The sequence below is a fragment of the Pseudomonas sp. B37(2017) genome (assembly GCF_002112885.1).
GTDB classification, from domain to species: domain Bacteria; phylum Pseudomonadota; class Gammaproteobacteria; order Pseudomonadales; family Pseudomonadaceae; genus Aquipseudomonas; species Aquipseudomonas paraglycinae.
This window is the reverse complement of sequence record NZ_NEIX01000011.1, coordinates 163,710-182,192: the sequence shown is the minus strand read 5'-3', so window position 1 is coordinate 182,192 and position 18,483 is coordinate 163,710. Positions and strand designations below refer to the sequence as shown.

The 18,483-nt window shown below is 62.5% G+C and carries 16 protein-coding genes; 7 read left to right on the top strand and 9 right to left on the bottom strand.

What is annotated here, in order from left to right; genetic code table 11:
• Nucleotides 1-16 precede the first annotated feature (16 nt).
• Nucleotides 17-1,345, bottom strand: coding sequence for a tRNA (N6-isopentenyl adenosine(37)-C2)-methylthiotransferase MiaB (gene miaB, locus CAF90_RS24300; RefSeq protein ID WP_074691567.1), 1,329 nt, complete (start codon nt 1,343-1,345; stop codon nt 17-19).
• A 132-nt stretch (nt 1,346-1,477) separates the two neighbouring features.
• Between miaB and CAF90_RS24295 the strand changes: the two genes are divergently transcribed.
• A complete protein-coding gene (locus CAF90_RS24295; protein ID WP_007958692.1) occupies nt 1,478-1,807 on the top strand; it encodes a DUF1820 family protein in 330 nt (109 codons plus the stop codon).
• A gap of 111 nt (nt 1,808-1,918) precedes the next feature.
• On the opposite strand, the gene CAF90_RS24290 is transcribed toward CAF90_RS24295, so the two are convergent.
• The 4 genes from CAF90_RS24290 to CAF90_RS24275 form a co-directional block, all read right to left on the bottom strand.
• Complete coding sequence (locus CAF90_RS24290) at nt 1,919-2,473, bottom strand: tetratricopeptide repeat protein (protein WP_003228518.1); 555 nt, start codon at nt 2,471-2,473, stop codon at nt 1,919-1,921.
• A gap of 226 nt (nt 2,474-2,699) precedes the next feature.
• Entirely contained in the window at nt 2,700-3,983 is a 1,284-nt protein-coding gene (gene hemL, locus CAF90_RS24285) for a glutamate-1-semialdehyde 2,1-aminomutase (RefSeq protein ID WP_064599654.1), read from the bottom strand.
• 10 nt (nt 3,984-3,993) lie between these two features.
• Nucleotides 3,994-4,617 (bottom strand): thiamine phosphate synthase, encoded by a 624-nt coding sequence (thiE, locus tag CAF90_RS24280; RefSeq protein ID WP_085608753.1) that lies wholly within the window; start codon nt 4,615-4,617, stop codon nt 3,994-3,996.
• Nucleotides 4,618-4,641: 24 nt separating this feature from the next.
• Nucleotides 4,642-5,439 carry a hydroxymethylpyrimidine/phosphomethylpyrimidine kinase gene (locus CAF90_RS24275; RefSeq protein WP_007958699.1) on the bottom strand — a complete coding sequence of 266 codons (798 nt, stop codon included), beginning with the start codon at nt 5,437-5,439 and terminating at the stop codon, nt 4,642-4,644.
• Between the two features lie 304 nt (nt 5,440-5,743).
• Here CAF90_RS24275 and CAF90_RS24270 point away from each other — a divergent pair, with 304 nt between their 5' ends.
• The 4 genes from CAF90_RS24270 (at nt 5,744) to CAF90_RS24255 (ending at nt 12,217) form a co-directional block, all read left to right on the top strand.
• Entirely contained in the window at nt 5,744-8,092 is a 2,349-nt protein-coding gene (locus tag CAF90_RS24270; RefSeq protein WP_085608752.1) for a hybrid sensor histidine kinase/response regulator, read from the top strand.
• 95 nt (nt 8,093-8,187) lie between these two features.
• Nucleotides 8,188-9,837 carry an acyl-CoA dehydrogenase family protein gene (locus tag CAF90_RS24265; protein WP_085608751.1) on the top strand — a complete coding sequence of 550 codons (1,650 nt, stop codon included), beginning with the start codon at nt 8,188-8,190 and terminating at the stop codon, nt 9,835-9,837.
• Nucleotides 9,838-10,009: 172 nt separating this feature from the next.
• Nucleotides 10,010-11,509, top strand: coding sequence for an AMP nucleosidase (gene amn / locus CAF90_RS24260; protein WP_162130486.1), 1,500 nt, complete (start codon nt 10,010-10,012; stop codon nt 11,507-11,509).
• Nucleotides 11,510-11,581: 72 nt separating this feature from the next.
• Nucleotides 11,582-12,217, top strand: coding sequence for a pseudouridine synthase (locus CAF90_RS24255; protein WP_085608750.1), 636 nt, complete (start codon nt 11,582-11,584; stop codon nt 12,215-12,217).
• On the opposite strand, the gene CAF90_RS24250 is transcribed toward CAF90_RS24255, so the two are convergent.
• Together CAF90_RS24250 and CAF90_RS24245 are read right to left on the bottom strand one after the other, a co-directional pair.
• On the bottom strand, nt 12,212-12,421 hold the full coding sequence (locus CAF90_RS24250; RefSeq protein ID WP_003228500.1) for a DUF2788 domain-containing protein: 210 nt from the start codon (nt 12,419-12,421) through the stop codon (nt 12,212-12,214). The genes CAF90_RS24255 and CAF90_RS24250 overlap by 6 nt on opposite strands.
• Nucleotides 12,422-12,527: 106 nt before the next feature.
• On the bottom strand, nt 12,528-13,007 hold the full coding sequence (locus tag CAF90_RS24245; RefSeq protein WP_007909658.1) for an Lrp/AsnC family transcriptional regulator: 480 nt from the start codon (nt 13,005-13,007) through the stop codon (nt 12,528-12,530).
• 454 nt (nt 13,008-13,461) lie between these two features.
• On the opposite strand from CAF90_RS24245, the gene CAF90_RS24240 reads away from it, so the two are divergent.
• A complete protein-coding gene (locus CAF90_RS24240; RefSeq protein ID WP_085608749.1) occupies nt 13,462-14,511 on the top strand; it encodes a DUF6515 family protein in 1,050 nt (349 codons plus the stop codon).
• On the opposite strand, the gene CAF90_RS24235 is transcribed toward CAF90_RS24240, so the two are convergent.
• Together CAF90_RS24235 and CAF90_RS24230 are read right to left on the bottom strand one after the other, a co-directional pair.
• Nucleotides 14,505-15,401, bottom strand: a complete 897-nt coding sequence (locus tag CAF90_RS24235) for a cation diffusion facilitator family transporter (RefSeq protein ID WP_085608748.1) — start codon at nt 15,399-15,401, stop codon at nt 14,505-14,507. The two genes, CAF90_RS24240 and CAF90_RS24235, sit on opposite strands and share 7 nt — an antisense overlap.
• Nucleotides 15,402-15,416: 15 nt before the next feature.
• Nucleotides 15,417-15,836 carry a hypothetical protein gene (locus tag CAF90_RS24230; RefSeq protein WP_007958714.1) on the bottom strand — a complete coding sequence of 140 codons (420 nt, stop codon included), beginning with the start codon at nt 15,834-15,836 and terminating at the stop codon, nt 15,417-15,419.
• Nucleotides 15,837-15,944: 108 nt separating this feature from the next.
• Between CAF90_RS24230 and hrpB the strand changes: the two genes are divergently transcribed.
• Nucleotides 15,945-18,464 carry an ATP-dependent helicase HrpB gene (gene hrpB / locus CAF90_RS24225; RefSeq protein WP_085608747.1) on the top strand — a complete coding sequence of 840 codons (2,520 nt, stop codon included), beginning with the start codon at nt 15,945-15,947 and terminating at the stop codon, nt 18,462-18,464.
• Nucleotides 18,465-18,483: the final 19 nt, after the last annotated feature.

The following is an 18,483-nucleotide window of genomic DNA, read 5'->3' as shown; positions in this document are numbered from 1 at the left end:
CATGGGATATGCGGTGTTACTGGATCAGCGAGCCGCGCAGCGAGTGCGGTTGCGCCGCGTCGATGTGCACGTCGGCGAACTGGCCGATCAGGGTCGGATTATCGCAGCGGAAGTTGACGATACGGTTATTCTCGGTGCGCCCTTGCAGCTCGCCCGGGTCTTTCTTCGAATAATCGGTCACCAGAATCCGCTGGACCGAACCGACCATTTGTCGGCTGATCTCGAACCCTTGCTGATTCAAACGGTGCTGCAAGGCGTTCAGGCGTTCTTTCTTCAGTTCTTCCGGGGTGTCGTCGGCCAGATCGGCGGCCGGAGTGCCCGGGCGCTGGCTGTAGACGAACGAGTAGGAAAAATCGAAACCGACGTCGGCAATCAGCTTCATGGTCTGTTCGAAATCTTTCTCGGTTTCCCCCGGGAAGCCGACGATGAAGTCCGAACTGATGCAGATGCCCGGTACGGCTGCGCGCAGTTTGCGCAGCTTGGATTTGTACTCCAGCGCCGTGTGGTTGCGCTTCATCGCGGCCAGGATCCGATCCGAACCCGACTGCACCGGCAAGTGCAGGTGCTTGACCAGTTCCGGCACTTCGGCGTGGGCCTGGATCAGGCTGTCGGAAAACTCCAGTGGGTGCGAGGTGGTGTAGCGGATGCGGTCGATGCCATCGACCGCCGCGACCACGCGGATCAGTTCGGCCAGATCCGCCAGGCGACCGTCGTGGGTCAGCCCGCGATAGCCGTTGACGTTCTGCCCCAGCAGGGTCACTTCGCGCACGCCGTGTTCGGCCAGGTGAATGATCTCGGCGATCACGTCGTCGAACGGCCGGCTGACTTCTTCGCCGCGGGTGTAAGGCACCACGCAGAACGTGCAGTACTTGCTGCAGCCTTCCATCACCGACACATAGGCGCTCGGCCCATCGATGCGTGGCTCGGGCAGGTGGTCGAATTTTTCGATTTCCGGGAACGAGACGTCGACTTGCGGCAGCTTGCTGATGCGCGCGGCGTCGATCATTTCCGGCAGGCGGTGCAGGGTCTGCGGGCCGAACACCACGTCGACGTACGGGGCGCGATCACGGATCGCCGCACCTTCCTGGCTGGCCACGCAACCGCCGACGGCGATCACCATGTCCGGGTTGGCCAGTTTCAGTTCGCGCCAGCGGCCGAGCTGGGAATACACCCGATCCTGGGCGCGTTCGCGGATCGAGCAGGTGTTGAGCAGGATCACGTCGGCATCTTCGGCGCGCGCCGTGACTTCCAGGGCCTGGTGTTCGCCCAGCAGATCGACCATGCGCGAGCTGTCGTACTCGTTCATCTGGCAACCGTGGGTTTCGATGTAAAGCTTCTTGGCCATGGAATAGGGTCGTCACGTGGTTCAAAGAACCGCGCATTATAGGGAACATGTCCCCAGGTTCCTACCGCTGCGCGTCCGGTGGCTATGCTATAGTTCGCGCCCTCATTTTTACCCCGATGTCGTCCGCCCGCCATGACCAAACGCGAAGCTCCAATCTACAAGGTGATTTTCCTCAACCAGGGCCAGGTGTTCGAAATGTACGCCAAGCAGATCTATCAAAGTGATCTGTGGGGTTTCCTGGAAGTGGAAGAGTTCGTCTTTGGCGAGCGCACGCAAGTGGTCGTCGATCCGAGCGAAGAAAAGCTCAAGGCGCAGTTCGAAGGCGTGGTGCGCAGCTTTGTGCCGATGCACTCGATCGTGCGTATCGACGAGGTCGAGCGACTGGGGACGCCGAAGATCAGCGAAGCCCGTGGCGGTGTTGGCAATGTGATGCCGTTTCCGGTGCCGATGCCCGAGAAGTAAACCGTAAGACCGAGTCGCCTTCATCGCGAGCAGGCTCGCTCCCACAGTAGATCTCCAGTGCTCAGAGGATCTCTTGTGGGAGCGAGCCTGCTCGCGATGGGGCCAGTATGATCAGGGCAGGGGCGAAAACGGCGTACGCCCGTCGGCGCTCTGCAATTCCATCAGGTATTTACGGAAAATTTGCCCGAGCACTTGCGTGGCAGTCTCAAGATCTTCGCGGGACATTTTTTCGGAGACTTCGTCGGCCGTATCCAGCGCATCTTCAGCACCGTTGACCGCCGCCATCTTCAGCACGATGTAGGCCTGAATGTTGTTGGCCTGCACGCCTTCGCCGTGGAAGAACATGGTGCCGAGCTTGAATTGCGCCTGGGCGTGGCCTTGCAGCGAGGCCTTTTCGAAATAGCTCAGGGCTTGATTGAGGTCGCGCGGCGCGTTCTTGCCGTCGTAGTAGAACTCACCCAACTCGTATTGCGCTTGCGCATCCCCCTCATCCGCTGCCTTTTGGCAGGCGGCGAGGGCCTGCGTGACATCTTGCGGCTGAGTATTGAGGGTGCAGCGACCCATCGCCGGGATCAACAACGAGTTGCCGCCTGCTTGTGCATGTGCGAGCAGCGGCTGAAGGAGCAACAGGCAGCCCAAGGCAAGGGTGCGGCCGGTGCGGTTCATGGGAATCGACTTACCTCTGAAGGGCGCGCGGACCCGTCGAGGGATCCAATAAGCGCGCATTATGAAATAAGCAGGGCCATCCTTACAAAGTCTTTACTCGATTTTCTGCTGCGCGGGAAATATATCGCCCACTTTAGGGGAGATTTTTGGCAGGAGTGTCGGAAAAGGCGTGCGGATGTAGGAGAACGCTGACGCTGGCAATGGCCAACGTCAGCGGCGGGGCGTTTTACTTCAACTTGGCGAAGGCGCGCTCGGCGGCGTCGAGGGTCAGTTTCAGCTCGGCTTCGCCATGGGCGATCGAGGTGAAACCGGCTTCGAAGGCGCTCGGTGCCAGATACACGCCACCTTCCAGCATCAGGTGGAAGAAGCGGCCGAACAGTGCCGCATCGCTGGCCATCACGTCTTCAAAAGTAACAATGTCGTCGGCACCGCTGAAGTACAGACCGAACATGCCGCCCGCCTGGGTGGTCACGAACGGAATGCCGGCGGCATCGGCGCGCTGTTGCAGGCCATCGAGCAGACGCGTGGTGTAGTCGGTCAGCTCGGCGTGGAAGCCCGGACGGCTGATCAGGCGCAGGGTGGTCAGGCCTGCGGCCATCGCCAGCGGGTTACCCGACAAGGTGCCCGCCTGATAGACCGGGCCCAGCGGCGCGATGCGTTCCATGATCGAGCGCTTGCCGCCGAAGCAGCCGACCGGCATGCCGCCGCCGATGATCTTGCCGAAGGTGGTCAGGTCCGGGGTTACGCCGTAGTAAGCCTGGGCACCGCCGAGGGCAACACGGAAACCGGTCATCACTTCGTCGAAAATCAGCACCACGCCGTGCTTGTCGCACAGGCTGCGCAGGCCTTCGAGGAAACCCGGCGCCGGCGGTACGCAGTTCATGTTGCCGGCCACTGGCTCGACGATGATGCACGCGACGTCCTGGCCGACTTCAGCGAGCATTTTTTCAACGGCGTCGATGTCGTTGAACGGCAGGGTCAGGGTGTGTTTGGCGAACGCTGCCGGTACGCCGGCCGAGCTCGGTACGCCCTGGGTCAGTGCGCCGGAGCCGGCCTTGACCAGCAGGCTGTCGGAGTGACCGTGGTAGCAGCCCTCGAACTTGATGATGCTGTCACGGCCGGTGAAACCACGGGCCAGACGGATCGCGCTCATGGTCGCTTCGGTGCCGGAGCTGACCATGCGCACCATCTCCATCGACGGCACCAGCGAGCAGACCAGATCGGCCATCTCGGTTTCCATCGCGGTCGGCGCGCCGTAGGACAGGCCGTGTTGCAACTGGTTGCGCACCGCGTCCAGCACGTCCGGGTGGCTGTGGCCGAGGATCATCGGGCCCCAGGAACCGACGTAATCCACATAACGCTTGTCGTCTTCGTCAGTGACGTAGGCGCCTTCGGCGTGCTTGAAGAACAGCGGCGTGCCGCCGACGCTCTTGAACGCGCGAACCGGCGAGTTCACGCCACCGGGAATGTGCTTCTGGGCGTTGGCAAACAGGGTTTCGGAACGAGACATGATCGGGCTCTCAGACTTTTAGTAATTCATTGAAGGCGCGGGCGCGGCGGGTCACTTCGGCGGTGCTGTCGGCGCCGAACAGGCCATGAACCACGGCCAGCAGATCGACACCGTGGGCCACCAGCGGCGCGGCGTTGTCGAGGGTGATGCCGCCGATCGCGCAGATCGGCAGGTGCAGGGTGCGTTTGGCTTCGTCGAGCAGATCGAGGCTGCAACTCGGTGCACCGGGTTTGGTATTGGAATTGAAGAAGCGACCGAAGGCGACGTAACTCGCGCCTTCTTTGGCGGCCTGTTCGGCCAGTTCAAGCTGCGCGTGGCAGGTCGAGCCGATGATCGCCTTGGAACCGAGCAGGGCGCGGGTCGGCGACAGCGGGCCGTCGGTCTGGCCAAGGTGCACGCCGACGTTCAGGCGTGCGGCCAGTTCTGCGTCATCGTTGATGATCAGTTGCGTCTTGTAGCGTTCGCACAGATCGCGCAGGGCTTCGGCCTCACGCAGGCGACGGGCTTCGTCGCTGCTCTTGTCGCGGTATTGCAGCAGGGTGACGCCGCCTTCCAGCGCCGCCTCCACGTAGGACAGAAACTTGCCGGCCAGCAACTGGCTGTCGGTGATGGCATACAGGCCACGTAGTTTCATCGCGCAGACCTCAGGCTCGAAACATCAGGAACAGAAATCCAGCGGCAGGCGACGCGGCACGAACTGGCCTTTGCCCAGCTGTTCGGCATCGCGCAGGGTGCGCCAGGTGTAATCCAGCGCGGTACGCACCGCGCTGGCGAGGTTTTCGCCCAGTGCCAGGCGACCGGCGAGGGTGCTGGCCAGGGTGCAGCCGGAACCGTGATAGCTGCCCGGCAGGCGCTGGCACTTGAAGGTTTCGCGCAGACCGTCGCGGCTGTACAGGCGGTTGTGGATTTCGGTTTCGTCGCCGTGACCGCCGGTGATCAGCAGGTTCTTGATGTACGGCAACAGTTTTTCAGCACACTCGTCCGCGGTGCCTTCTGGCAGTTCGGCGAGGATCCGGGCTTCGGGAAGGTTGGGGGTGGCGATGATCGACAGCGGCAGCAGGCGTTCGCGCATGGCGTAGCCGACTTCGTCCTTGCCCAGGCGTCCACCGCCGCCGGCGCGCAGCACCGGGTCGCAGACCACTGGCAGGTGCGGGTGCGCCTGGAGCAGTTCGACGACGGTGTCGACCATTTCCAGGGAACCGAGCATGCCCAGTTTCACTGCCGCGACTTCGGAGTCGTTGAGCACGGCATTGGCCTGAGCCAGTACCCACTCACGGTCGAGGACGCGAAAGTCAGTGACGTTGACCGTGTCTTGCACGGTCAGGGCGGTGACGGCCGGAGCCGCATGGCAACCCTGAGCGAGCAGGGCTTCGATATCTGCCTGCAGGCCGGCGCCACCACTGGGGTCGTGGCCGGAGAGACAGAGGACAACGGGGCGTGAGCTGTAGATATTCATGGTGCGCGAGCTTACCACCAAACCTGTTTTTCGGGTGTTGTGGCGCAGTGCGCGGCCGATAACACGGGTAGCGAGATCCACAGCGCTTGTCACAATCTGACCGAGCCAACAGCTCTAGCCCGGCGTTCTGCTCTGGAACGCCCGTTTTAGAGCCTTTGTAGGAAAAATTTCCATGGTGCTCAATGGCCATCAACGGCTATGCTAGAGTGGATCCAAACCAATAACAGGTAATACCGGTTTTACGTCATCTCAAAGGGAATGGGGGGCTTCCTGACACAACCGGCCAAGCCACGCTGGGGCTTCAATGCGCTATTTGTTGATGTTGCTGTTCTGCTTGCCCCTCCTGGCAAGCGCCGTCGAGTTCGACGAGTTCACCCAGAGCCTCCCGCTGGGTCAATCCCTGCAAGTGTTCGAAGACCCGAGCGGTCAGGCGAGCATTGCCGACGTCCGCGCGCAAGCCGCCGCCGGAAACTTCAAACCCCATGACAAAGCCACGCTCAATGCCGGTTATTCGCGTTCGGCGTTCTGGCTGAAGATCGACCTGCATTACCGCCCGACCAATCCGTCGGCGCAGCGCAGCTGGTTGCTGGAGCTGGCGTATCCGCCGCTCGATCATCTCGACCTGTATCTGCCCGATGCCGCCGGCGACTATCGTCTGGTGCGGCAGACCGGGGACGCCTTGCCGTTCGCCAGTCGCGAGATCCGCCAGAACAATTACCTGTTCGACCTGGCGTTCAAGCCGGATCAACAGCGAACCGTTTACCTGCGGTTGTCCAGCGAAGGCTCGATCCAGGCGCCGGTGACGTTGTGGTCGAGCACCGCGTACCTCGAAGACCAGCCGGTGCGCCTGTACGTGCTGGGGATCATTTATGGCGTGCTGCTGGGGATGCTGGTCTACAACCTGTTCATCTACCTCAGCGTGCGCGACACCAGTTACCTCTATTACATCTTCTATATCGCTTCGTTCGGCCTTTATCAGCTGTCGGTCAATGGCGCGGCGGTCGAGTATTTCTGGCCGGACAACCCGTGGTGGGCCAACGCCGCCACGCCGTTCTTCATCGGTTGTGCGGGGTTGTTCGGCAGCCAGTTCGCTCGCAGTTTCCTGCAGACGAAGAACCACAGTCGTTGGCTCGATCGCCTGCTGATGGCCCTGATCGCGTTCGGCGCCGTGGTGATCGGTCTGTCGTTGATGACCAGTTATGGCCTGGCCCTGCGTCTGGCGACGACCCTGGCGCTGACCTTCACCGTGGTGATCTTCGCCGCCGGGATCCTGGCCTGGTGGCGCGGCCTGCGGGTGGCGCGTTATTTCATCATCGCCTGGTCGGCGTTCCTGATCGGCGGCATCGTCAACACCATGATGGTACTGGGCCTGCTGCCCAACGTATTCCTGACCATGTACGCCAGCCAGATCGGCTCGGCCATCGAAGTGGCGCTGCTGTCGCTGGCGCTGGCCGACCGCATCAACGCGATGCGCGAACAACAGGCGCAGACCCTGTTCGACGCCGGCCAGAAACTCGAAGTGCTGAACCAGCAACTGGCCCACAGCAACAAGCTCAAGGACGAATTCCTCGCGACCCTCACTCACGAACTGCGTACGCCGATGAATGGCGTGATCGGTTCGCTGGAGCTGATGCAGACCGTCGAACTCGATCCGGAACTGGAGCAATACCAGCAAACCGCCGCCGGTTCGGCCCGGGACATGATGCGCATGGTCAACGGCATCCTGACCCTGACCGAATTGCAGGCCGGCAAGCTCAAGGCCACACCGGGCAGTTTCAGCCTGCGCGGGGTGGTCGAGGCGTTGCGGATTCAGTTCGATGGCAATGCTTCGAGCAAGTCGTTGGACTTCAAGGTCGACGTACTGCCGACCCTGCCGGATCGCCTGCATGGCGACAGCGCCAAACTCGCGCAATGCCTGGAATGCCTGCTGGACAACGCGATCAAGTTCACCCGCGTCGGCGGTCTGGCCTTGCGGGTCACTGGCAAGCCATCGACGGACAATCGCCTGGCGCTGTCCTTTGCGGTGATCGACACCGGCATCGGTTTCACCGATCTGGGCGAGGCGACGATGTATCAACGGTTCTTCCAGCTCGACGGTTCGATGACCCGCGAGTACGGCGGGCTGGGTGTCGGTCTGGCGATCTGCCGTCAATTGGTGGAATTGCTCGGTGGCAAGCTCACGCACCGTTCCGAGCCTGGAAGTGGCAGCCGTTTTCAACTGGATGTCGAGTTTGAGTTGCCGGAAGTGGAAGCCGTGCCCGCGCTCAGCCGCGACACCGTGCGCGCGCCGCAGGATTGCACCGTACTGCTGGTGGACGACAACAGCGTCAACCAGTTGGTGATGCGCGGCATGTTGCTCAAGCTCGGTTTCCGCGTGCGTACCGCCGACCACGGCGCGGCGGCGCTCGACTGTTTGCAGCGCGAACGCTTCGATGCCGTGCTGATCGATTGCCAGCTGCCACCGCTCGATGGGGCATCGCTGTGTTGCCAGATTCGTGACCTGCCGGGATGCGCCCATTTGCCGGTGTTCATGATCGCGCTGGGGGCGGATCGCGAGCATTGCGCGTCGGGTGGTTCGATCGATTACCTGAGCAAACCGGTGAAATTCGAGGATCTGCAGGTTGCGATGCAGCGGCGGGTGTTGAGTTGCTGATAGGGTGAAAGCGCCGGTATTTAGGCTGATATGACACTTTGATCGGTTCGGGGGCGGTGCTTAACTGAAGCTCTGGCCGATCAAGGAGCCCCGTCATGAACCTGCATCAGTTCGCCGAAACCCACGAAGTCACCAACCAGCCACCGTCGCTGGACGGCACCAACCTGTACCGCATCGACCTGCCGTTGCAGGAGTGGTCGCGGCGGTTCGGCGCCGGTTGGGCCGAGTCGCGGATCGACGCCTACGGCGCGCTGGTCGGCGGGCCGCTGATGGAGGCCGGGTTCCTCGCCAATCAAAACAAACCTGTGTTCGCCAGCCATGACCGCTACGGTCATCGCATCGACCTGGTGGAGTTTCATCCGGCGTATCACGAGCTGATGCGCACCGCCATTGAACATGGCCTGACGTCGTTGCCTTGGGCTCATCCACAGGACGGCGCGCATGTTGCCCGCGCTTCCATGAGCTACCTACACAGCCAGGCCGAGGCCGGCAGCGGTTGCCCGCTGACCATGACCTTCGCCAGTGTGCCCGCGATGCGTTTGCAGCCGAATCTGGCCGAACAGTGGCTGCCGAAAATTCTCGCCACCGAATACGACCCGCGCAATGTCGGCATGGCCCACAAGGCTGGCGTCACCATCGGCATGGCGATGACCGAGAAACAGGGCGGCACCGACGTCCGTGCCAACACCACCAAGGCCTATCCGGTCGGCGCCAGCGGGCCCGGTCAGGCTTATGAACTGGTGGGGCACAAGTGGTTCTGTTCGGCGCCGATGTGCGATGCGTTCCTGACGCTGGCGCAGACCGACAAGGGCTTGAGCTGCTTCCTGCTGCCGCGCCATCGCCCGGACGACACGCGCAATCAGTTCTATATCCAGCGCCTGAAAAACAAACTCGGCAACCAGTCCAACGCCTCCAGCGAAGTGGAGTTCCGTGGTGCGCTGGCGTGGATGGTCGGTGAGGAAGGGCGCGGCGTGCCGACCATCATCGAGATGGTGGCCATGACCCGTTTCGACTGCATGGTCGGCTCCAGCTCGCTGATGCGTCAGGCGCTGACCCAGGCCAGCCATCACTGTGCCCATCGCAAGGTCGGCGGCAAACTGCTCAGCGAACAACCGCTGATGCAGAACGTGCTGGCCGATCTGGCACTGGAAAGCGAAGCCGCGCTGGCGTTGAGCCTGCGCATGGGCAAGGCGCTGGATCATCTGGACGATCGCCATGAAGCGCAGTTCGCCCGACTGGTGACGGCGGTGGGCAAGTACTGGATCTGCAAACGCGCGCCGGGGATGATCAACGAAGCCGCCGAGTGCATGGGCGGCGCTGGTTATGTCGAAGAGAGCATCCTGCCGCGGCTGTACCGCGAGGCGCCGGTGAACTCGACGTGGGAAGGCTCCGGCAACGTGCAATGCCTCGACGTGCTGCGGGCATTGTCGAAAGAGCCGGGTGTGCTTGATGTGTTGTTCAGCGAGTTGGGCGACGGCCATGGTGACAAGCGACTGGCCGCGCACATTCAGCAGTTGCATGCGCAGTTCAAGGACACCGGCGACATTCAATACCGAGCTCGGCAACTGACCGAAGACATCGCTTTGGGACTGCAAGCGAAGCTGCTGCTGGAAGCCGGGAATTCGGCGGTCAGCGATGCGTTCATCGCCAGTCGTCTGAACGGAGGCGGGCGGGCCTACGGCGCGTTGCCGCGCGGGCTGGATGTTGAGGCCATCGTCGCCCGCTCTACGCCGCAAGGTTTCTGAAGCATCCCTGTGGGAGCGGGCTTGCTCGCGAAGGGGCCGGTACATTCAACATCAATGTTGGCTGTGCTGACGCCTTCGCGGGCAAGCCCGCTCCCACAGGGACCGCATATGCCTGTCAGATTGATGAATAGCCACAACGCCACTGTTTCCGTGACGCCACGATGCAGGCAAGATGAAGCTCTGCAAGTCAGAACACAGGAAGCTGATCGTGACCGAAGCGTTTATTGTCGTTCAAACCGCCGAACAGGCCGTGGATCGTCTCGCCGAGCTGCATGAGCGGGCCACTACGGCGCTGAACTCGGCGCTCAAGCGTTATCTCAAGGATCGCGTCGAGCCCGACGCCGAGCAACGTGCCCTGTTCCGTTATCCCGAACTGCGTCTGACCTACCACTGCCAGGGCGAAGTCCCGCAAACCACCCGCGCTTACGCCAAGGTGCAGTTGCCGGGCACCTACAGCGTGACCGTCACCCACCCGGCGGCGTTTCGCAAATACCTGCTGGAACAGCTCACGCCGCTGATGCATGACTTCACCGTGACCGTCGAAGTCGGGGTCAGCGAGCAAAACATTCCGTACCCCTACGTGGTCGAGCAGGGCGATGAACTGGCCGGCTCCGGCGTCACTGCCGCCGTGCTGGCGCGAGTGTTCCCGAGTACTGACCTGTCCGCTGCCACCGATGGCATCGCCGACGGTCTCTACGACTGGGAAAACACCGATCCGCTGCCGCTGGCGCTGTTCGATGCAGCCCGCGTCGATTTCTCGCTGCGTCGTCTGGTGCATTACACCGGCAGCGACTGGCGCCATGTGCAGCCGTGGATCCTGCTGACCAACTACCACCGTTATGTCGACCAGTTCATCGTCCATGGTCTGGAGCAACTGCGCCGCGACCCGCGTTTCGTACGCATGGTGTTGCCTGGCAACGTGATCATCGAAAAAGGTATGGATCACGGCGAAGCCTCGGCGATTGCGGCCGGTGTGGTCTGGCACCGCTACCAGATGCCGGCCTATCACCTGATCGCCAGCGATGGCCACGGCGTGACCCTGGTGAACATCGGTGTCGGCCCGTCCAACGCCAAGAACATCACCGACCACCTGGCCGTGCTGCGTCCGCATTGCTGGCTGATGATCGGTCACTGCGGCGGCCTGCGTCAGTCGCAGACCATCGGCGACTACGTGCTGGCTCACGCTTACATGCGTCGCGACGGGATTCTCGACCGGGTGGTGCCGCCGAACATTCCGATCCCGGCGCTGGCCGAAGTGCAGTTGGCGTTGCAGCAAGCGGCGGCCAACATCACCGGGGAAAAAGGTGAAGAGCTGAAAAAACGCCTGCGCACCGGCACCGTGCTGACCTACGACGACCGTAACTGGGAACTGCGCTGGGCTCAGGAGCGACCGCTGATCAACCTGTCCCGCGCCGTGGCGGTGGACATGGAAAGCGGCACCATCGCCGCCCAGGGTTATCGCCTGCGGGTGCCGTACGGCACGTTGCTGTGTGTGTCGGACAAGCCGCTGCACAGTGAAATCAAGCTGCCGGGTTCTGCCAACGCGTTCTACGAGCGTGCGGTCAGCCAGCACTTGAAGATCGGCATCGAAGCAGTGGATCTGCTGCGTACCGAACTCAACTCGCTGCACTCGCGCAAACTGCGCAGCTTCGACGAGCCGCCGTTCCGCTAACGGTTTGTCGTGGTCATTTGGCGGTCGGGGCACTAGCATTGTCTGCCCTGATCGCTAAATGTCTTCTCTCTTATGTCCCGTCCACCGCGTCCACCTTCCCGCCGCCCCGGCGCGAAGCCAGCTTCTTCAGCCCCGCGCCGGGTCGCCAAGGCACCACCGGCCGAACCGAAGCTGATCCTGTTCAACAAACCGTTCGATGTGCTGACGCAGTTCAGCGACGGCGAAGGGCGGGCGACGCTCAAGGATTACATCGACATTCCTGGCATTTATCCGGCCGGACGGCTGGATCGCGACAGCGAAGGTTTGCTGCTGCTGACCAACGACGGTCAGTTACAGGCGCGGATCGCCGACCCGAAGCACAAACTGGCGAAAACCTATTGGGTGCAGGTCGAAGGTGTGCCGACGGACGAGCAGTTGCAGCGTCTGCGTGACGGCGTCGAATTGAATGACGGCATGACCTTGCCCGCCGAAGCGCGGCAACTGGATGAGCCGGAGCTGTGGCCACGCAACCCACCGGTGCGCTTTCGCGCAACGATTCCGACAACCTGGCTGGAATTGGTGATTCGCGAAGGGCGCAACCGTCAGGTGCGGCGGATGACGGCGGCGGTGGGGCTGCCGACGTTGCGGCTGGTGCGGGTCAGGATTGGTGACTGGTCGATCGAAGGGCTCGATCAGGGGCAGTGGAAAGAAGTGCCGGCGCGCTTATAAGGCGCCGGATTCGATCAGGCCGATCACCACGCTCTTGATGATGAATGCGGCCACGCCCAGGCCCAGCACGAAGAACAGAATGAACGAGCCGAAGCGCCCGGCCTTGGACTTCTTCGCCAGATCCCAGACGATGAAACCCATGAAAATGATCAGGATGCTGACCAGACCGGTCATCATCCACTCTTCAAATACTGCTGGATCCATCGGGCATCTCCGGCGCTGCGCGGCTGAAAGGGCGGCCGGAAGTATACGCCAGCGGCGAACGACGCAGCATTGACCTGCGTCGGTGTGCCGCAGTCATTCGTCGATTTCAGCTGCGCAGATGAGTCAGCGGCAATTCAGTGCTGTTGAGCACCTGATTCAACACAAAGCTCGAACGCACGCTGGTCACGCCTTCGATCCGCGTCAGATGCCCCAGCAGCAGCTTCTGATAGTGATCCATGTCCGGCACCACCACTTTCAGCTGATAGTCGGCATCAACCCCGGTCACCAGGCTGCACTCCAGCACCTGCGGCAAGGTACGGATCGCCGCTTCGAAGTTCTCGAAACGCTCCGGCGTGTGCCGGTCCATGCCGATCAGCACGTAGGCGGTCAGGCTCAGGCCGAGCATCTTGCGATCGAGCAGGGCGACCTGGCGGGAGATGTAGCCATCGTCCTCCAGCTGCTTGACCCGGCGCGAGCACGGGGAGGGCGACAGACCGATGCGCTCGGCCAGTTCCTGGTTGGAGATGCGGGCGTCGCGCTGCAATTCCGCCAAAATACTGAGGTCGTAACGGTCGAGTTTGCTCATCAAACGATCCTTTGTCTTAACTATTGCGGCGGATTATCTATCCAGGGTTAAAAATTGCGCAAGTGATGTTTATTTGAGCAATCTTCGCAATCATCTGTCGCGGCTCCGGGCCTATTCTTATCACCAGAATCACTGCTCGGTAACACAGTCCACGCGGCCCGCCCAATCCGGCCTGCCGCGGCCGCCACCCCCACCGGGGATGTGCCGGCCCCCGAGCTGCACACTGTCCAGAAGACGGCGTGAGGTGAGCCGACGTCAAAAGCGTCGAGCCAGGACGAAGTTCTCTAGAAGGGAGGCCGTCGGGTCTCCCTTTTTTCTTGCCCGCGATTTGGCCCATCGCGCTCAATAAATAAATGACGTGACTGATAACCTGTAGCAGAACCCGGTGTACTCATCCCCGGTCTTAGCTACACGCCCTCTTAATTTCAGGCTCTAGTCCGCAGTGAGGAATTTCATGAAGTCGCGCATCTGGCGTCTGGCCAGTGTTGGTTTGCTGTGTGTGAGTGTCGGTGCGCAAGCGCTGGCGGATGAGCCGCAGAATCGCGGCCCCGATGGCGGCGGACGCGGGCCGGAGCATCAGGGTAACAATCAGGGCCATGGCGGCGGCAATCAGCAGCGCGGCCAAGACAATCCGCAGCGGCAGAACAACGACATCATCCGTGGCGACAACAGCCGCCAGTTCGAGCACAACGGCCAGCAGAACCACGGCCAACCGAACAATGGCCAGTGGCAGAACCAGAACCAGCCACGTCCGGCGTACAACCCCAACCCGGTGCGCCAGCCGCCACCGCCGCCGCAACTGCCGGCCAATGATCTGCCGATCCAGCCGCGTCCCGACACCGTTCGCCAGACCCAGGAACCCCGTCAGGGATACTACCGCGACGAACGCCCGCAAAACGGCTACCACCAGAACTGGCAGACCGGTAACCGTCCCAACGATAACCGCTGGCCGGGTCGTCCGGACGGGCATGGCAACGGCTGGGGCCCTGGCCCGCAATACCGGCCGGGTCATGTGATCGACCGTTTCCCGGATCGTGATTACCGTGTGCCGTATCGCGGCCAGGATTATTTCTACTCCGGCGGCTACTGGTATCGCCCGCAAGGTCCGCGCTACATCGTGGTTCAGCCGCCGCGCGGGATCCGCATCCAGTACCTGCCGGATTACGCTCGGGAAGTGTGGATCGGCGGTTCGTTGCTGTTCCTCGCTGCTGGCTCGTACTACGCGTATCAGGAAGCGACCCAGGATTACGTGGTGGTCGAGCCGCCGGCGCAGCAGCCACCGCAGCCGACCGGCAATGGCTATGACGTGGAAGCCTATCCGGCCAACGGTCAGTCACCGGAGCAGGTTCAGCGCGACGGCTACGAGTGCTATCAGTACGCGGTGCAGCAAAGCGGCTTCAATCCGCGCACCGCGACTTATCAACCGGCGCCCGAAGTGGTGCAGGCCTACCGCCAGGCCCAGGGCAATTGCCTGAGCAGTCGCGGTTATCAGGTCAACTATTGAGCCCGAGCGGCTTTGACCACTTCCTGCGGGTCGGCGTGCACCAGCACTTCGGCCCGTGGGTAGGCTTTGTGAATCGCATCCGCCGCCTGATCGCTGATGCCGTGAGCGACTGACAGCGTCAGCTCCCCCGGCAATTCCAGGTGCAATTGCACGAACCAGTGATTGCCGGAAATCCGCGTGCGCAAATCATGCGCGCCCAACACGCCCGGCACGCCGCACGCCAGTTCGAGCATGTGCTGACTGACATCCGTCGGCAGCTCTTCATCCATCAGCACCGAAAAACTTTCCCGGGCGATCTGGATTGCGCTCCACAGAATGTACGCCGCGATCCCCAGACCAAACCACGCATCCAGCTGATCGAAACCCAATCCGGCCAATACCAGCGCAATCAGAATGCTGCCGTTTAACAACAGGTCCGAACGGTAATGCAGCGAATCCGCCCGCACCGCGTTGGAGCCGGTCTGCTTGATCACCCGATGCTGCAGCATCAACAGCGCCGCCGTCAGCAACAGGGAAAACACGATCACCCCGATGCTCAGCCAAGGCGCGCCGAGCGGTTCAGGATTGTTCATACGCTCATAAGCCTGAAACGCGATCAGCACCGCACTGCCACCAATGAACAGCGCCTGCGCCATGCCCGCCAGGGATTCGGCCTTGCCGTGGCCATAACGATGATCGTCATCCGCCGGGCGCAGCGCGTAATGCACCGCCAGCAGATTGAGCAACGAAGTGACGCCATCTAGGGCCGAGTCGGTGAGGCCGGCGAGCATACTCACCGAACCGCTCAGCCACCAGGCGATGGCTTTGGCGATGATCAGCGTACAGGCCACCGCCACCGAGGCGCGGGTCGCCAGCCGCAGCAGGCGGGCGTGTTCGGGGCTGGAGGTCATGGGTGCATGGATTCCTTATGCGGCAGGTTGCAGGCCGAACATCGCCAGTTGCTGGGTGCTGCCTTTGTGCTGGATCAGGCGCGGGTCATCCAGAGGCAGGTTGCGGCCCAGCTCCGTTTCGAGAATAGCCTGCAACTTCAAGTTATCGACCTGGCCGTCCGGGCCGATGGCTTGCTTGAGTTTGGCCGGATCGACCTGCGCCGTGTGGCCCGGTTCGAAGTAGATCGCGCCGGTGGCGAAGTCCACGGCAAACGCGATCAGGCCGGGCACGATGTAGAACAGCAGGCCCACGGCATCGAGTACGGCAATCGCCGGGTCGATCTTGCCGTCGATCTGGCCGCGCCGGTCGGGATAGAAAATCGAACCGCACGCAGTGATCTGAGTGAGCAGGGTGGCAACCAGTACACCGCCGATCAGGCGAAAAGGTAAGCGCATGGGAATCTCCTGAGTCATCTGTTAACGAAGCGTCATCGTGTGAAGTTAAGACCCTGACGAACGCTCAGCAGTTCGCCGTTATACTCGCCGCTCTGTTTGGGAGCCAGCATGATTTCTTTGCCGATCGATGACGTTTTACCCGCCCTGCGTGAAGCCCTCGCGACACGCCACGAAGCCGTGCTCGAAGCACCGCCCGGCGCCGGTAAAACCACCCGCGTGCCCTTGGCCCTGCTCAATGAAGCGTGGCTGAACGGTCAGACCATTCTCATGCTCGAACCGCGTCGACTGGCCGCGCGCGCAGCGGCGGAACGGCTGGCCAGCGAGCTGGGCGAGAAGGTCGGTGAAACCGTCGGTTATCGCATTCGCCTCGACAGCAAGGTCGGTCCCAATACCCGCATCGAAGTGGTCACCGAAGGCATCCTCACCCGGCGTCTGCAGGACGACCCGGCGCTGGACGGCGTGGGTCTGCTGATCTTCGACGAATTTCACGAACGCAGTCTCGACGCCGATCTGGCGCTGGCCCTCAGTCTGAACGGTCGCGAGCTGTTTCGAGCTGAACAACCGCTGAAGATTCTGCTGATGTCCGCCACCCTTGAAGGCGAACGTCTGGCCGGCTTGCTCGACGACGCACCGATCCTGCGCAGCGAGGGCCGGATGTTCCCGGTGACGATGCGCTGGGGCCGGCCATTCCAGCCCGGCGAATACATCGATCAACGCGTCACGCAAACGGTGCTCGAAGCGCTGCACGATGAAACCGGCAGCCTGTTGGTGTTTCTGCCGGGGCAGGCGGAAATCCGGCGTGTCCATCAGCAATTGGCGGACGCCATCGGCGAGCGCAGCGACGTCTTGCTCTGCCCGCTGCACGGCGAACTCGACCTGAATGCCCAACGCGCCGCCATCGACCCGGCTCCGGCCGGCCAGCGCAAAGTGGTGCTGGCCACCAACATCGCCGAGACCAGCCTGACCATCAACGGTGTGCACGTGGTAATCGACGCCGGGCTGGCGCGTGTGCCGCGTTTCGACCCGGGCAGCGGCATGACTCGCCTCGACACTCAACGTATCTCCAAAGCCAGTGCCACCCAGCGAGCGGGCCGGGCAGGGCGTCTGGAACCGGGCGTGTGTTATCGCCTTTGGTCGCAGGATCAGCACGAACAACTCGCGGCTTATGGCAGTGCGGAAATTCTCTCGGCTGATCTCGCCGGGTTGGCCTTGCAGCTCGGACGCTGGGGCGTGGCGCCGAGTGATCTGATCTGGCTGGATGTGCCGCCGGTAGCCGCTTATGCACAGGCTCAGGATCTGTTGCAGCGCCTCGGTGCGCTGGACGGTGAAACCCTCAATCGCCACGGTCAAGCCATGGCCGAATTGCCGGCCCATCCGCGCATCGCTCATTTGCTGTTGCGCGGTCAGGCGCTGGGGCTGGCGAGCATGGCGTGCGACGTCGCCGCGTTGCTCGGTGAGCGCGATATTTTGCGCGGCGCCGGGGCGGATCTGCACAGCCGTCTGGTGCTGCTGTCCGGCGAAGAACGCGCGGCGCGGGGTGCCCAGGGCGGCGTGCAGCGCGCCCGGCAACTGGCGCGGCAATATCGCGGTTACCTGCGCGGCAAGGCGAGCGAGCCGGTCGCCGACCCGGATCACCCGCGCTGGCTCGGCGCCTTGCTGGCACTGGCCTACCCGGATCGCGTGGCCCAGCAGCGGCGGGCTGGTGGTGCCGAATATCGATTGGCCAACGGCCGTGCGGCGCTGTTCGCCGAAGCCGACAGCCTGATGAAGGAACCGTGGATCGTCATCGCCGACCTCGGCAGCCGTCAGGGGCAACGCGAAGAGCGGATTTATCTGGCGGCGGATTTCGATCCGGCGCTGTTCGATTCGGTGCTGGCCGAACAAGTGCACAACGTCGATCAACTGGACTGGGATGAACGCGAAGGCGTGCTGCGCGCCGAGCGTCAACGCAAGGTCGGCGAACTGATCCTCAGCCGCGAGCCGCTGACCGGTCTCGACGAAAACGCCCGCAGTCAGGCACTGGTCAATCTGGTGCGGCGCAAAGGTCTGGAGCTACTGCCGTGGACTCCGGAGCTGCGCCAGTGGCAGGCGCGAGTCGCCTTGCTGCGCCAGCTCGACCTGGACGCCAAGGGCGACAGCCAATGGCCGGACGTCAGCGACGCCACGCTGCTGAAAACCCTCGAAGACTGGCTGATGCCGTATCTGGGCAAAGTCTCGCGGCTCAGCCATTTCGCCAACCTCGACCTGTCGAGCATCGTGCGCAACCTGCTGCCATGGCCACTGCCGCAACAGCTCGATGAACAGGCACCGCATCACCTGAGCGTGCCGTCAGGCTCGTCGATTCGCCTCGACTACAGCGAGCAACCACCGATTCTCGCCGTGCGCTTGCAGGAGCTGTTCGGCCTCGCCGACACACCACGCATCGCCGGCGGCCGGCAAGTGGTCAAGCTGCACCTGCTCTCGCCCGCACGGCGGCCGGTGCAGGTGACGCAGGATCTGGCCAACTTCTGGCGCAGCACGTATGCCGAAGTGAAGAAAGATCTGAAGGGACGGTATCCGAAGCATTATTGGCCGGATGACCCGCTGGTGGCTGAAGCTACCGCACGAGCCAAACCGCGCGGTACGTGACAGACGGCATTCAGGTACG

What these genes read in the sequence shown, in the direction of transcription:
- CAF90_RS24245 (WP_007909658.1), bottom strand. Translation starts at nt 13,007, where the DNA reads ATGAGCAAACTCGACCGTTACGACCTCAGTATTTTGGCGGAATTGCAG.
- thiE (WP_085608753.1), bottom strand. Translation starts at nt 4,617, where the DNA reads ATGAAACTACGTGGCCTGTATGCCATCACCGACAGCCAGTTGCTGGCC.
- hrpB (WP_085608747.1), top strand. Translation starts at nt 15,945, where the DNA reads ATGATTTCTTTGCCGATCGATGACGTTTTACCCGCCCTGCGTGAAGCC.
- CAF90_RS24250 (WP_003228500.1), bottom strand. Translation starts at nt 12,421, where the DNA reads ATGGATCCAGCAGTATTTGAAGAGTGGATGATGACCGGTCTGGTCAGC.
- CAF90_RS24295 (WP_007958692.1), top strand. Translation starts at nt 1,478, where the DNA reads ATGACCAAACGCGAAGCTCCAATCTACAAGGTGATTTTCCTCAACCAG.
- miaB (WP_074691567.1), bottom strand. Translation starts at nt 1,345, where the DNA reads ATGGCCAAGAAGCTTTACATCGAAACCCACGGTTGCCAGATGAACGAG.
- CAF90_RS24275 (WP_007958699.1), bottom strand. Translation starts at nt 5,439, where the DNA reads ATGAATATCTACAGCTCACGCCCCGTTGTCCTCTGTCTCTCCGGCCAC.
- hemL (WP_064599654.1), bottom strand. Translation starts at nt 3,983, where the DNA reads ATGTCTCGTTCCGAAACCCTGTTTGCCAACGCCCAGAAGCACATTCCC.
- CAF90_RS24290 (WP_003228518.1), bottom strand. Translation starts at nt 2,473, where the DNA reads ATGAACCGCACCGGCCGCACCCTTGCCTTGGGCTGCCTGTTGCTCCTT.
- CAF90_RS24265 (WP_085608751.1), top strand. Translation starts at nt 8,188, where the DNA reads ATGAACCTGCATCAGTTCGCCGAAACCCACGAAGTCACCAACCAGCCA.
- amn (WP_162130486.1), top strand. Translation starts at nt 10,010, where the DNA reads ATGAAGCTCTGCAAGTCAGAACACAGGAAGCTGATCGTGACCGAAGCG.
- CAF90_RS24255 (WP_085608750.1), top strand. Translation starts at nt 11,582, where the DNA reads ATGTCCCGTCCACCGCGTCCACCTTCCCGCCGCCCCGGCGCGAAGCCA.
- CAF90_RS24235 (WP_085608748.1), bottom strand. Translation starts at nt 15,401, where the DNA reads ATGACCTCCAGCCCCGAACACGCCCGCCTGCTGCGGCTGGCGACCCGC.
- CAF90_RS24240 (WP_085608749.1), top strand. Translation starts at nt 13,462, where the DNA reads ATGAAGTCGCGCATCTGGCGTCTGGCCAGTGTTGGTTTGCTGTGTGTG.
- CAF90_RS24270 (WP_085608752.1), top strand. Translation starts at nt 5,744, where the DNA reads ATGCGCTATTTGTTGATGTTGCTGTTCTGCTTGCCCCTCCTGGCAAGC.
- CAF90_RS24230 (WP_007958714.1), bottom strand. Translation starts at nt 15,836, where the DNA reads ATGCGCTTACCTTTTCGCCTGATCGGCGGTGTACTGGTTGCCACCCTG.